The sequence below is a fragment of the Martinezella sp. CNPSo 3957 genome (genome assembly GCF_057784395.1).
On sequence record NZ_JBXSOU010000005.1, the window covers coordinates 292,866 to 306,334 of the forward strand.

Here is a 13,469-nt window from a genome sequence, read left to right on the forward strand (position 1 = left end):
AATAGAGCCGATACCATCTCAGGAGGAAAGCCTCATGACGCTTGCGGCCCTACCTGCCTATTGCGGCGCGCTCTTTGTCGCTGCAGCCATTCCCGGCGCGGGCCTCGTCGCCACCGCTGCCTTCATCGCCGCGCGCCGCCTGAAAAAAACATCCTCAAAAAAGGCCATCGGGAGATTCTTTTCTCACGTGCTTCACGCGAGGAGCGGGTGCGCACTCTGGTTTCCGCACGCGTTTGATCCTATTGTCGTTGCATAAATCCAATTTAGGGAGAGCTACCCATGTCCGACACCCGCAAACCCGGCCGCGGCCGCGTCTACGCCTCGATCACCGATACTATCGGCGATACGCCGATCGTGCGCCTCGACAAGCTGGCGAAGGAGAAGGGCGTCAAGGCCAACATCTTGGCAAAGCTCGAGTTCTTCAATCCGATTGCCTCCGTTAAGGATCGTATCGGCGTCGCCATGATCGAGAGCCTCGAAGCCCAGGGCAAGATCGCTCCCGGCCGGTCCGTGCTGATTGAGCCGACTTCGGGCAATACGGGTATTGCGCTCGCCTTTGCCGCCGCCGCCAAGGGTTATCGCCTTATCCTCACCATGCCGGAAACCATGTCGATCGAGCGCCGCAAGATGCTCGCGCTGCTCGGCGCCGAGCTGGTGCTGACCGAGGGACCGAAGGGCATGAAGGGCGCGATCGCCAAGGCCGAAGAGCTGGCCGCGTCGCTGCCGGATGCTATCATTCCGCAGCAGTTCGAAAATCCCGCCAACCCGGAAATCCACCGTAAGACGACGGCCGAGGAAATCTGGAACGACACGGAAGGCAAGGTCGATATCTTCGTTTCCGGTATCGGCACCGGCGGCACGATCACCGGTGTCGGCCAGGTGCTGAAAGCCCGTAAGCCTGACATCAAGGTCATCGCCGTCGAGCCGGCGGATTCGCCCGTTCTTTCCGGCGGCAATCCCGGCCCGCACAAAATCCAGGGCATCGGCGCCGGCTTCGCACCGAAAGTTCTCGATACGCATGTCTACGATGAGGTGGTCACCGTCAGCAATGACGAGGCTTTCCAGCTTGCCCGGCTCGTGGCGAAGCTCGAAGGGGTGCCGGTCGGCATTTCCTCAGGCGCCGCTCTGACGGCGGCCATTAAGATCGGCCAGCGTCCCGAAAATGAAGGCAAGACCATCGTCGTCATCATCCCGTCCTTCGCCGAGCGCTATCTCTCGACGGCGCTATTCGAAGGGTTGGGCGGCTGAACTAACTGCAGCAACTAATTGGGAAAGGGGTGCTGCGGCACCCCTTTTTGTTTGTGCGGATTAGAGACGATCAGGCGCTGCGAAGGGCTCGAATTTTCAGGCGTGCGCGGCCAGCCGCTCTCCGGCGATGCGATAGGAGATGGCTTCGGCAAGATGGATGCGCCCGACGGTCGGTTTATCGTCCAGATCGGCAAGCGTTCGCGCGACCTTGAGGATGCGATGATAGCCACGGGCGGAGAATTTCATCTTCTCGGCAGCATCGCGCAGCAATTGCAGGCCGACGGCGTCCGGCTCGGCGATGGTTTCGATCATCGCAGTCGAGCAGCGGGCGTTGGTGCTGACATCCTTCATGCCGGCTCGTTCGAAGCGTTCCCGCTGCCGTTCGCGAGCGCGGGCGACACGGAGCGCGACATCGGCACTGCTTTCCGCTGATGTCGGCCGGATGAGGTCAGCGGCGGAGACTGCCGGCACGTCGATGCGAATGTCGATACGATCGAGCAGCGGACCGGAAATACGCCCCTGATAATCGGATGCGCAACGCGGCCCACGGGCGCAGGTGTGGCCCGGTTCGCCGGCCATGCCGCAGCGGCACGGGTTCATTGCCGCCACGAGCTGGATGCCGGCCGGATAGGAAACCCGGTGGTTTGCTCTCGCAATGACGCATTCTCCGGTTTCCAGTGGCTGGCGCAACGCATCGAGCGCCTGCGGCGAAAACTCCGGTAGCTCGTCGAGGAAAAGGATACCGTGATGGGCCAGCGACACCTCGCCGGGCCTCGCACGCAGACCGCCGCCGACGAGCGCAGCCATGGTGGCGGAGTGATGCGGCGCGCGATAGGGCCGCCGATCGGAGAGCTTGCCGCCGGAAAGCTGGCCGGCGATCGAATGGATCATCGACACCTCCAGCAGCTCGTTCGTCGACAGGGGCGGCAGGATCGACGGCAGGCGCGAGGCGAGCATCGACTTGCCCGAACCCGGCGGTCCAACGAAAAGTAGATTGTGCCCGCCGGCGGCGGCCACTTCCAGGGCGCGCTTGGCACTTTCCTGCCCCTTGATATCGGCAAGATCGGGCAGATTGGCAGCGCTGGCACGAATGGAGGGCTCCGGCCGCGAGAGGACCTGCGTGCCGCGAAAATGATTGGCGAGCGCGATCAGGCTGCGTGGCGCCAGAATATCGATCTCCTTGCCCGCCCAGGCAGCTTCCGGCCCGCTTTCTGCAGGGCAGATCAGCCCCTTGCCCATGGCATTGGCGGCGATCGCTGCGGGAAGAGCGCCGGCAACGGGCGCGATCGTGCCGTCGAGATTGAGTTCGCCGATGACAGTGTAGGAGGACAGGGCATCGGCAGGGATCGCGCCGAGCGCCGCCATCAAACCAAGCGCGATCGCAAGGTCGAAGTGACTGCCCTCCTTGGGCAGATCCGCCGGCGCGAGATTGACCGTGACTTTCTTCGGCGGCAGCGCAAGGCCGGAGGCGTGCAATGCCGCCTGCACCCGCTCCCGACTCTCGGCCACCGCCTTGTCCGGAAGGCCGACGATGTGCATCAGCACCTTGCCCGGCGCGATCATCACCTGCACCTCGACGGGTACGCCCTCAATGCCCTGAAACGCAACCGTACTGACGCGCGCTACCATGCTTATCCCCTGTCGCCGAACCCGTTTGCCGTTACGTGCCCCGACCAGCAAACTTCGGGTTGCAATCTGGCACAAGACAAGGAATGAAACAAGAACAATAAACGAACAAAAACTTCACCCAGGCATGTCGAAATTATCGACATGCCTGGGTGAATATGATCGTTCAGCCGAAAGCGTGGGGAAACTGCCGATCAGGCCCGCTTGGCTTCGATCGCATCCCAGAGCAGGCTGGCGATATCGGCGCCGCCGAAACGCTTGACTTCGCGGATGCCGGTCGGCGACGTCACGTTGATCTCGGTCATATAGTCGCCGATGATATCGATGCCGACGAGCAGGAAGCCGCGCTCCTTCAGGGCCGGTCCGATGCGCTTGCAGATTTCCTGTTCGCGCGCCGTCAGCTCGGTCGCTTCGGCGCGGCCGCCGACATGCATGTTGGAGCGGGCATCATGCTCGGCTGGCACGCGGTTGATCGCGCCGACCGCCTCGCCATCGACAAGGATGATGCGCTTGTCGCCCTTGCGGACATCGGGCAGGTATTGCTGGGCGATGAAGGGCTCACGGAAGAGCTGGCCGAACATTTCGAGAAGAGACGAGAGATTGCGGTCGTCACGCGTCGAGTGGAAAACGCCGGCGCCGCCATTGCCGTAGAGCGGCTTCAGGATGATATCGCCCATCTCATCGCGGAAGCGGCGGATTTCAGCCGGATCGCGGGTGATCAGCGTCTTCGGCATGAGATCGGCGAATTCGGTGACGAAGATCTTTTCCGGCGAATTGCGCACCCAGGCCGGGTCATTGACGACGAGCGTTTTTGGGTGGATGCGTTCGAGCAGATGCGTCGAGGTGATATAGGCCATGTCGAAGGGCGGGTCCTGGCGCAGCAGCACCACGTCCATCGTCGAGAGATCGACGCGCTCCGGCTCGCCGAGCTCGAAGTGATCGCCCTTGACGTCGCGCAGGATCATCGGCTCGACGGAGGCATAGACCTTGCCATCGCGCATGCTCAGCCGCTCCGGCGTATAGTGGAAGAGCTTGTAGCCGCGGTTCTGCGCCTCAAGGCTCATGGCGAAGGTCGAGTCGCCCGCAATGTTGATGCTTCGGACATGGTCCATCTGGACCGCAACATTCTTGATACCAGCCATAGTCAGCCCTCGCTCGAATTTGCGGACAGATGTAGGTCGGCCCGCATGCAAACGCAACGGCTATTCAATGGCTTCCCTCAAGTGGCCTCGCTTAGGCAGCGAGGCCTTGTGTGCCGCCCTGCCGGACGAAGTTGCGCAGGCGGTAAGCCATGGTCAAAGGCTTCGGGAACGGCTTGCGCAGAAAGGCGACCTTGCGCAGATAGCGGTCGATGCGCCATGTCGCCCAGGTGCCGCCGGCAAAATAAGCGACATCGCCGGCCCTGAGCGTCCGCTCAACGCCATCTTCCGTGGTGATATGCACCTCCCCTTCGAGGATCATCACGGTTTCGTCCCAGCCGAAATACCAGCGGAACTCGCCCGCCGTACAATCCCACAGCGCCGTCATGGCCGCATCGTCCTGCCCGCGCGAGTGCTCGGCGATGCGGGCGACCGGATTGCCCGACAAAACCCAGGACGGCTCGATCGGCGCCGGCTTCATTTCCATGTCGCCACTGGCGCCAGCCACGAAGCTTTTCGACCGCGGCAGCGCGACCACGGCCGGGACGGCACGCGCGGCAAAGGCCGCCATGCTCGCCAACATCAGTTTCAAGACCATGCAATCCCCCAAAATTCCATGTGCGTCTGCGATCTCATTCGCATGGAAGGGGTAACGGCAGGGTTCATGAAACCGCGCGCATTTTAACGATTGCAGCGATCAGGCGGAAAAACCCTCGATTGTGCAGACGACCATATCGTGGTCGGAGAGCGGCTTGCCTTCTCCGTTGAGGGAGGAAACAAGATGGCTTTCGCCGATCTTCAAGCCGCGGGTAATGAACCAGTCGAGCTTCATGGTACGATCGGGGAAACGTGTGATCAGGCTCGGGCGCGTGCTTGTCTGATCGAGCGGCCCGCCATGGCATTCGAAACCACGGCCTTCGGCCATGGCGAACAGCGTATCCGTCGAATAATCGCCGCCGGTGTGGTTGCCGGTGTTGAGATCGCCGCCGATCAGGATAGGCAGGCCGGGCGCGAAGGCCTCGACCTCATCAATCAATGCCGCCAACTGCCGCTCGCGATAGGCAGCGGTTGCGACGCTTTCGAGGTGAACCGAAACCGCGACCATGGGACCCGCCTCCGTCTCGACGATGGCGCCGACGGCGCAGCGATCGCCGATGCGGGGCTGCTCGTTGCTGTTGTTGAACCAGACGGCCTCACCGGGCAGACGGATCATGAAAGCATACTTCAGAGCGACGGAGGCCATCAGGGCGTTGCCGTGAAAGCCCTTCTCATTAAAATCGTCGCGGCAGTAGGAGCGCTCGATTTCCGAGCCAAGACTGAGTTCGAGAAACTCGACACCATAGGCATGATTCATGCCGAGTTCGCCGGCGATGATGGCCGTCGGGTCGCGCTGCTCAGTACGGGCCATGCCCAGATCCATCTCCGATAGCAGGATCAGCGGCGCGCCGGTTTCGCGCAGTTTGCCCGCACTTTCCTCGGGAAAGAGGCAGCGCTCGAGATTCCAGGCAGCGACGGTAAGGGGGAAGGACAGAGCCTCGATCCTGGCACCCGTCCCGGCGATGCGCACCGTATTCAGGCAGGCGAGCGATGCAAGCTTTTCGGCGTGAACGGCCGGAATCTTCTCGAGAGAGACAAAGCTCTTTCGCTCCTCCTGCGAGGGGACGGTGAAGGCGGAAACGGTGTTGCGGATCATGGTGGGGCCTGTCGAAATAGCATTGTGTGCGCGGCGGAAGTCGCGAGCGCTTATCGGTCCGGCAATAGGCTGACTTTGTGACGATCCTGTAACGCCGTGCTCAAAATGCATCCGGAAAATGTTGCGGCCAACGGCCGGGGAGCATGGCGACGATGTCGTAGCGTTGCGAGAGACGGGCGAAATCCGGTTGCCGCGCGAGCCAGAGATCGCTCGCGGCACGGATGCGGTTTTGCGAAGAGAAGGAAACGGCGTCGATCGCCTCCTGCGCGCCGCGTCTGGATTTGACCTCGACGAAGACGGCGAGATCGCCTTTGCGGGCGACGATATCGATTTCGCCGAGCTTGGTGCGATGCCGGATCGCCAGGATGCGATAGCCCTTGAGCATCAGGAAGGCGGCGGCGAGATATTCGGCAACATGGCCGCGGCGCCAGGCCTTTTGCCGCTTCAGCCTCTCGCCGGACCCGGGCTTCGTATCAGCCATGGCGCCCCTTCATGTCGAGCAGGCGCTGGTAAAGCTCCTTGCGCGGCAAGCCGGTCAAGCGCGCAGCCTCCGTTGCTGCCTTGGCGGTCGGCATAGTCCCTGATAGATCGGCGAGGATGGCATCGACATCGGCCTCCGCCGCGACGTTTTCCGCTGGTGGGCCCACGAGCCAGACGATCTCGCCCTTCACATTATCGACGGCATCATAGAATGCGGCGAGTTCGGATAGCGTACCGCGGCGAAATTCCTCGAAGGTCTTCGTCAGTTCGCGGCAAACGGCGCCGGCACGCTCGCCCCCCAGCACATCGGCAGCGGCGGCAAGGGTCGCGGCGATGCGATGCGGCGATTCAAAGAAGATGAGAGTTGCGGGGATGCCTGCCAACTCGGCCAGCCGATCGCGCCGACCCTTGTCCTTGGTGGGCAGGAAACCGGCAAAGAAGAAGGCGTCGTTGGGCAGGCCGGAGCCGACGAGGGCCGCAAGCGGTGCGGAGGCGCCGGGAATGGGAACGACCTTGTATCCCGCTTCGATCGCCTGCACTGCAAGACGGTAACCGGGATCGGAGACGAGCGGCGTGCCGGCATCCGATACCAGCGCCACCGATCGGCCAGCTTCCAGAGCTTGCAGCAGCCGGGGGCCTGCTTCGTCGGCATTGTATTCGTGATAGGCATAAGGCTTGTTTTGGATGCCATAGCGGTCGAGCAGGACACGGGTCACGCGCGTATCCTCGCAGGCCAGCACGTCGGCACCGGCCAGCGTCTCCAGCGCCCGCAAAGTGATATCGCCGAGATTGCCGATCGGCGTCGCGACGAGATAGAGCGCCGGTTCAAGGGGGCGGGCCGGGATCTGATTGTTATGCAGGCGGAAACTGCGTGTCCCGCCGCCTGATTGCTCTTCGTTCATGCCGGTCCTGAATTCACTTGGGATAAGCAGCCTTTATGGGCGAGGCACGCACGGACGGCAAGAGCGGTGCAATTCCTGTGGAGCATTGCCGACGAAATGGCGAATTGGCGCCCGACAAATCGCCTATGCCTCTTGCATTCGGATGGAGAAGTCTGCCAAGTTGCCTGTCCAATCTTTCGGGCCTTGTCCGAAAACATGTCGCTCGGGCGCCTCGGGCCGCCCGGCAAGTCACGGTCGAAAGCGGTAGCATCCATGCGTATTACAATAGAGCGGTCGAACCTCCTGAAGTCGCTGAACCACGTGCATCGCGTGGTCGAGCGTCGCAACACGATTCCGATCCTGTCCAACGTGCTGCTCAAAGCCGACGGCACGAACCTCGACATGAAGGCGACCGACCTCGATCTCGAAATCACTGAGGCGACGCCCGCCAATGTCGAACAGGCCGGCGCCACCACTGTTCCCGCGCATTTGCTCTACGATATCGTGCGCAAGCTGTCCGACGGTTCGGAAGTGCTTCTCGCCACCAACACCGACGGCAGCTCGATGACGGTCGCTTCCGGCCGCTCGAAATTTTCGCTGCAGTGCCTGCCGGAATCCGATTTCCCCGATCTCACTGCCGGTAGCTTCAGCCATTCCTTCAAGCTGAAGGCGTCCGATCTGAAGATGCTGATCGACCGCACGCAGTTTGCGATCTCCACCGAGGAGACGCGTTACTACCTCAATGGCATCTTCTTCCACACGATCGAAAGCGGCGGCGACCTGAAGCTCCGGGCTGTCGCCACGGATGGCCATCGCCTGGCGCGCGCCGATGTCAGTGCGCCTTCCGGCTCCGAGGGCATGCCTGGGATCATCATCCCGCGCAAGACTGTGGGAGAACTGCAGAAGCTCGTGGACACGCCGGACGCGATGGTCACGGTTGAAGTCTCCGACGCCAAGATCCGTCTGACGATCGGCTCGATCGTCATGACCTCGAAGCTGATCGACGGTACCTTCCCGGACTATCAACGCGTCATTCCGGCCAACAACGACAAGGAAATGCGGGTCGATTGCGAGACCTTCGCCCAGGCCGTCGACCGCGTATCGACGATCTCGTCGGAGCGCGGCCGCGCCGTGAAGCTGGCACTATCTGACGGCCAGCTGCTCCTCACGGTCAACAACCCGGATTCGGGAAGCGCGACGGAAGAAGTTGCCGTCGGCTATGAGATGGACCCGATGGAAATCGGCTTCAACGCCAAGTACCTGCTCGACATTACCGCACAGCTTTCCGGCGATGCAGCCATATTCCTGCTGGCCGACGCCGGCTCGCCGACGCTCATTCGCGACACGGCTGGGGACGATGCGCTTTATGTGCTGATGCCGATGCGCGTGTAGAGCATGATGCCGAAAAGTGTGAGCGGTTTTCGGACGACATCGTGCTCCACTTTTTTGCTTCAAGAGCCGGATGTCTCATCCGGCTCTAGCGAAACCAAAGCGCCCTTTCTGCGTTTATCCAATGCAAGGGCGCTTTTATTTGGTCTTTTGTCGATTGCGACATTTTCTCTTGTTATTGCGTCATTCGGTTGCAAGATCCTAGAGAAGCAATATGTAAGTCGCGACGGTAACATCTGATGGGGGGAGAGCATGGCGCTGCGTCTCAAGGAACGGCTTGGCAAGAAATTCGACGAGGAGATCCGTTTCTTCAAGGGCATGATGCAGGGACCCAAGACCGTGGGGTCGATCGTTCCTACTTCGTCGATCACAGCTCGCAAGATGGCTGGTGTCATCAACACGCAATCCGGCCTGCCCGTACTGGAGCTTGGGCCGGGAACCGGGGCGATCACCAAGGCCATTCTCGGGCGCGGGGTCGAGCCGCAAAATCTCGTCGCCATCGAGTATTCCACCGATTTCTACAATCATCTCGTCCGCCGTTACCCTGGCGTCAACTTCATCAATGGCGACGCCTTCGATCTCGATAAGACGCTGGGCGTGCTGCGCGGACAGACCTTCGATTCTGTCGTCTCGGGCATTCCCCTCCTCAACTTCCCGATGAAGGCGCGCGTCGCGCTTCTCGAGAGCCTGCTGGATCGCATCCCGCCCGGCCGACCGGTGGTTCAGATCTCCTACGGCCCGGTCTCGCCGATCATCGCCAAGCCGGATCGATACCATATCCGACATTACGACTTCATCGTCCGCAACATTCCGCCGGCCCAGCTCTGGGTCTATAGCCGCGGCTGAGACAATCGCTGAGAAATCCATGTACGCTCTTTATGTTACGCACCCACAGGTGCGGATCGACCCGAATGTGCCGGTGCCGGAGTGGGGCTTGTCCGACATTGGCGCCGAGCGGGCGCGACTGGCGGCGAGCCGGTCCTGGGCTGGCAATCTCGGCCTGATCGTCTCCAGCGGCGAGCGCAAGGCAATCGAAACGGCGGAGGCCTTGGCAGCGGCAAGCGGTGCGCCGATTGAGGTCATCGAAGCCATGCATGAAAACGATCGCAGCGCCACAGGTTTTCTGCCGCCGCCGGAGTTCGAAAAAGCTGCGGACTGGTTCTTTGCCAATCCGCATGAGAGCTTCAAGGGCTGGGAGCGCGCCATCGATGCGCAGGCGAGGATCGTCTCCAATGTCGAGGCCGTTCTTGCGCGTCACGATCCGAACGTGCCGCTCGCCTTTGTCGGCCATGGTGGCGTCGGCACGCTGCTGAAATGCCATCTGGAGGGGAAACCGATAGCGCGCCAAGGCGATCAGCCGCCGGGTGGCGGCAATCTTTTCTGTTTCGATCTTGCGAAGCGCGCCGTCTCATGCGACTGGACACCCATGGAAGACTGGATGGGATGGGCTTGATATGACCGCACGCGACCGCTTGATCGTTGGACTAGATGTTCCAAACCTTCAGGAGGCCGAAAAAGTGGTCGGCGCCCTCGGCGACGATATTCTCTGCTATAAGATAGGCTATCAGCTCGCCTTTGCCGGCGGCCTGGAATTCGCCCGCGATCTGGCCGCCAGCGGCAAGAAGATCTTCCTCGACATGAAGCTGCTCGACATCGACAATACGGTGGCCTCCGGCGTGGAGAACATCGTCAAGATGGGCATGTCGATGCTGACATTGCACGCCTATCCGAAAGCTATGAAGGCGGCCGTCGCGGCGGCCAAGGGCTCGGACCTCTGCTTGCTCGGCGTCACCGTACTGACCTCGATGGACGAAGGCGATCTCATCGCCGCCGGTTATGAATATGATCCGCATACGCTGGTGCTGCGCCGGGCCGAACAGGCGCATCTCGCCGGCATGGGCGGTATCGTCTGTTCGGCGGAAGAGTCCGCCGCGGTCCGCAAGATCATCGGGCCGGATATGGCGCTGGTGACCCCCGGCATCCGTCCGGCAGGCAGCGACAAGGGCGACCAGAAGCGTGTGATGACGCCTGCCGCAGCCATCAAAGCCGGCTCCAGCCATCTCGTCGTCGCAAGGCCGATCGTCAAGGCGGCCGATCCAAAGGAGGCCGCCCGCGCCATCCTCGCCGAGATGAGCGCTGCACTTTAAACCACCACAAAAATCAGGGAGGTCGATATGGCAAAGGGATATTGGATCGCGCGCGTGGATGTCCGCGACCCCGAGCGCTACAAGGATTACATCGCCGCCGCGAAGCCCGCCTTCGAAAAATACGGCGCGAATTTCCTTGCCCGCGGCGGTGCGTTCATGCCGCTTGAGGGACAGGCACGCGGCCGCAACGTCGTCATCGAATTCCCCTCGCTGCAGCATGCCGTCGATTGCTACAACTCGCCGGAATACCAGATCGCGGCCAAAATCCGCCAGCAGGTGGCGGATGCCGAAATGGTCGTCGTCGAAGGGGTTTAAACCCCTTGAAAAGCCGACGCTGCAATGCAGCGCGATAGCACTTCACCTCGGCGCGCGGATCGGCTAAGACGAAACCAGATAAGCCCAATTCAAAGCCTTTCGAGGAGCCTGCCATGACCCTGTCCAACCTCCCGCCGCTCGTCACCGTGTTCGGAGGATCAGGTTTCATCGGACGGCACGTCGTGCGCGCGCTTGCCAAGCGCGGCTATCGCATTCGTGTCGCCGTTCGCCGTCCCGATCTTGCCGGTTTCCTGCAACCGCTTGGCAATCTCGGCCAGATTTCGATCGTTCAGGCCAATGTGCGCTACCGCAACTCGATCGACCGCGCCGTCGAAGGCGCGCAGCATGTCGTCAACTGCGTCGGCATCCTTGCCGAAAGCGGCCGCAACACTTTTGACGCCGTGCAGGAATTCGGCGCCAAGGCGATTGCGGAAGCCGCCCGCGGCGCCGGCGCCTCGCTGACGCATATTTCCGCACTCAGCGCCGATGCCAACTCGCCTTCGGCCTATGCGCGCACCAAGGCTCGCGCCGAAGCGGCTATCCTGTCGATCAAGCCGGACGCGATTATCCTGCGCCCTTCGATCGTGTTCGGACCGGAGGACGAATTCTTCAACAAGTTCGCAGACATGTCCCGCACCGCGCCCTTCCTGCCGCTGATCGGCGGTGGCAAAACGAAGTTCCAGCCGGTCTACGTTCAGGACATCGCCGAGACCGTCGCGCGCAGCGTCGACGGCAAACTGAAGGCCGGCACGACCTATGAGCTCGGCGGCCCGGAAGTGCTGTCCTTCCGCGAATGTCTCGAGACGACGCTTGCCGTCATCAATCGCAAGAAGTCCTTCGTCTCCATCCCCTTCGGCCTGGCTTCGCTGATCGGTTCGGTCGCGTCGCTGGTGCCGCTCATCAAGCCGCCGATCACCGCTGACCAGGTAACGCTGCTGAAGAGCGACAACGTCGTTTCCAAGCAGGCGGAAGCGGAAGGACGCACCCTGAAGGGCATCGGCCTGCTGCCGACGCTGCTCGTCTCCGTATTGCCGTCCTACCTGGTGCGTTACCGTCCGCAGGGCCAGTTCACGGGCTCGGGCAAAGCCGCCTGACGATTCGGCCGTTCCACGAAATTCACGCGCCGCCCGGCTTTGCCGAGCGGCGTTTTTTATTGCCTCGCGAAGACAGAATCGTACTTTAAAACGCTGGCAGAGCCCCGCCATTCACAGCTCAGCGTTGCTCAAAAGACGCAGTGCGGAAATAGTAGCATTAACGTCAAATTTAATATGAACATTTATTGCTATTGCTCATCTCACTGACTAACACAGCCGCGCGTCTCAGGCTTGAACAATAAACCGGTCCGCGGCGCGCTTCACACTTCTGCGGAAAGGCATTCTTCGATGGGCAAGTCTATCGCGCTTTTGTTTGCGTGCGCGGCACTGGTAATTCTCGCAGGCTCCTTCGTGGCCCGCGGCAGCATCTCCTCGATCAAGGGCGAATGTGCGCCGACCTACGGCGTCGATCCCTGCACGACGGGTTCCATCGACACGTCCTCCCGAAACTGATCGGGTATGAAAAAGGCCGGTTTTGACCGGCCTTCACTTTTTCAGGATATCAGCGCGGATGATGGGTCTCAGCCGAAATAGAGGCCGATAAGACCGATCGTGCCGACGGCAATGCGCCACCATGCGAAGGGGGCGTAACCCCGGCGGGATACGAAGTCGAGCAGCGCGCGCACGACGAGCAACGCCGAGATGAAGGCCATGAAGAAGCCGATGACGATCAGCTGACCATCGGCGAAGCTGAGATCATGGCGACTCTTCCACAAATCCAGCGTGAAGGCGCCGACCATCGTCGGCATGGCTAGGAAGAAGGAAAATTCAGCGGCAGAACGCTTGTCGGCGCCGAGCAGCAGGGCACCGACGATGGTGGAACCGGAGCGTGACGTTCCCGGAATCATTGCCAGGCACTGGAAGAAGCCGATCTTGACCGCCATCGGCCAGGAAAATTCATAGGCGCTGGTATATTTCGGCTTGAACTCGATCCTGTCGATGACGAGCAGGACGATGCCGCCGAGGATCAGCGAGATACAGATGACCTTCGGCGAATCGAACAGCACCGTCTTGATGAAATCATGCGCCAGCGCGCCGATGACGGCAGCGGGCAGAAAGCCGAAGAGGACGGCCAGAACGAAGTGACGAGCCTTGACGCTGACGGGCAGCGCCTTGGCGATCTGGACGAGACGATTGAAATAGACAAGCAGAATGGCGAGAATCGCGCCGAGCTGGATCAAAACTTCAAAAGTACCGGCCGATTTGAAGCCGAGAAAATGTCCAAGCAATATCAGATGGCCCGTGGAGGAGACCGGAATGAACTCCGTAAGCCCCTCCACAAGGCCTAAAACCAACGCGATAATAATTTGTTCAGCCATATCGTGTCCTTTGTCTAACGGCAGGGCGGCCCGATTCGCTTGTGCAAACTAGGCCAAGATCCTATAGCTTCAACCGATGACAAATGACTAGGGCCGCAGAATCGCGACCCAAAAGACTTCCGTAGCATCAATCAGAAA

Annotated in this window: 16 protein-coding genes; 9 read left to right on the forward strand and 7 right to left on the reverse strand. The window is 61.2% G+C overall.

The genetic code is table 11. From position 1 onward, the window contains the following. Positions 1-34 precede the first annotated feature (34 nt). Positions 35-256: a hypothetical protein gene (locus AC13QE_RS15225; protein WP_488484278.1), complete on the forward strand. Its 222-nt coding sequence runs from the start codon at positions 35-37 to the stop codon at positions 254-256. A 23-nt stretch (positions 257-279) separates the two neighbouring features. Next, positions 280-1,248, forward strand: coding sequence for a cysteine synthase A (gene cysK / locus AC13QE_RS15230; protein WP_488484279.1), 969 nt, complete (start codon positions 280-282; stop codon positions 1,246-1,248). Between the two features lie 96 nt (positions 1,249-1,344). Here cysK and AC13QE_RS15235 read toward each other — a convergent pair whose 3' ends face one another. From AC13QE_RS15235 to rsmI, 6 genes are all read right to left on the reverse strand, one after another. Beyond that, the gene (locus AC13QE_RS15235; protein ID WP_488484280.1) at positions 1,345-2,877 is read right to left on the reverse strand and encodes a YifB family Mg chelatase-like AAA ATPase; all 1,533 of its coding nucleotides are present in this window, start codon (positions 2,875-2,877) and stop codon (positions 1,345-1,347) included. 191 nt (positions 2,878-3,068) lie between these two features. Continuing rightward, a complete protein-coding gene (gene gshB, locus AC13QE_RS15240; protein WP_488484281.1) occupies positions 3,069-4,016 on the reverse strand; it encodes a glutathione synthase in 948 nt (315 codons plus the stop codon). A gap of 91 nt (positions 4,017-4,107) precedes the next feature. Continuing rightward, positions 4,108-4,611, reverse strand: a complete 504-nt coding sequence (locus AC13QE_RS15245; RefSeq protein ID WP_132715617.1) for a cupin domain-containing protein — start codon at positions 4,609-4,611, stop codon at positions 4,108-4,110. Positions 4,612-4,710: 99 nt separating this feature from the next. After that, positions 4,711-5,706 (reverse strand): endonuclease/exonuclease/phosphatase family protein, encoded by a 996-nt coding sequence (locus tag AC13QE_RS15250; RefSeq protein ID WP_488484282.1) that lies wholly within the window; start codon positions 5,704-5,706, stop codon positions 4,711-4,713. Positions 5,707-5,806: 100 nt separating this feature from the next. After that, entirely contained in the window at positions 5,807-6,187 is a 381-nt protein-coding gene (locus tag AC13QE_RS15255; RefSeq protein WP_488484283.1) for a YraN family protein, read from the reverse strand. Beyond that, a complete protein-coding gene (rsmI, locus tag AC13QE_RS15260; protein ID WP_488484284.1) occupies positions 6,180-7,088 on the reverse strand; it encodes a 16S rRNA (cytidine(1402)-2'-O)-methyltransferase in 909 nt (302 codons plus the stop codon). The genes AC13QE_RS15255 and rsmI overlap by 8 nt, the downstream gene beginning before the upstream one ends. Before the next feature lie 252 nt (positions 7,089-7,340). Here rsmI and dnaN point away from each other — a divergent pair, with 252 nt between their 5' ends. The 7 genes from dnaN (at position 7,341) to AC13QE_RS15295 (ending at position 12,465) form a co-directional block, all read left to right on the forward strand. Then, positions 7,341-8,459 (forward strand): DNA polymerase III subunit beta, encoded by a 1,119-nt coding sequence (gene dnaN, locus AC13QE_RS15265; RefSeq protein ID WP_488484285.1) that lies wholly within the window; start codon positions 7,341-7,343, stop codon positions 8,457-8,459. A gap of 249 nt (positions 8,460-8,708) precedes the next feature. Then, positions 8,709-9,302 carry a phospholipid N-methyltransferase PmtA gene (gene pmtA / locus AC13QE_RS15270; protein ID WP_015338541.1) on the forward strand — a complete coding sequence of 198 codons (594 nt, stop codon included), beginning with the start codon at positions 8,709-8,711 and terminating at the stop codon, positions 9,300-9,302. 19 nt (positions 9,303-9,321) lie between these two features. Beyond that, positions 9,322-9,909, forward strand: a complete 588-nt coding sequence (locus AC13QE_RS15275; RefSeq protein WP_488484286.1) for a histidine phosphatase family protein — start codon at positions 9,322-9,324, stop codon at positions 9,907-9,909. Position 9,910: 1 nt separating this feature from the next. Beyond that, complete coding sequence (gene pyrF / locus AC13QE_RS15280; protein WP_488484287.1) at positions 9,911-10,603, forward strand: orotidine-5'-phosphate decarboxylase; 693 nt, start codon at positions 9,911-9,913, stop codon at positions 10,601-10,603. Between the two features lie 27 nt (positions 10,604-10,630). Beyond that, entirely contained in the window at positions 10,631-10,918 is a 288-nt protein-coding gene (locus AC13QE_RS15285; protein WP_488484288.1) for a DUF1330 domain-containing protein, read from the forward strand. Positions 10,919-11,031: 113 nt separating this feature from the next. After that, entirely contained in the window at positions 11,032-12,012 is a 981-nt protein-coding gene (locus AC13QE_RS15290; protein ID WP_488484289.1) for a complex I NDUFA9 subunit family protein, read from the forward strand. Between the two features lie 288 nt (positions 12,013-12,300). Further along, the gene (locus AC13QE_RS15295) at positions 12,301-12,465 is read left to right on the forward strand and encodes a hypothetical protein (protein ID WP_165915182.1); all 165 of its coding nucleotides are present in this window, start codon (positions 12,301-12,303) and stop codon (positions 12,463-12,465) included. 68 nt (positions 12,466-12,533) lie between these two features. Here AC13QE_RS15295 and AC13QE_RS15300 read toward each other — a convergent pair whose 3' ends face one another. Next, positions 12,534-13,331, reverse strand: a complete 798-nt coding sequence (locus AC13QE_RS15300; RefSeq protein WP_015338535.1) for an undecaprenyl-diphosphate phosphatase — start codon at positions 13,329-13,331, stop codon at positions 12,534-12,536. Positions 13,332-13,469 lie beyond the last annotated feature (138 nt).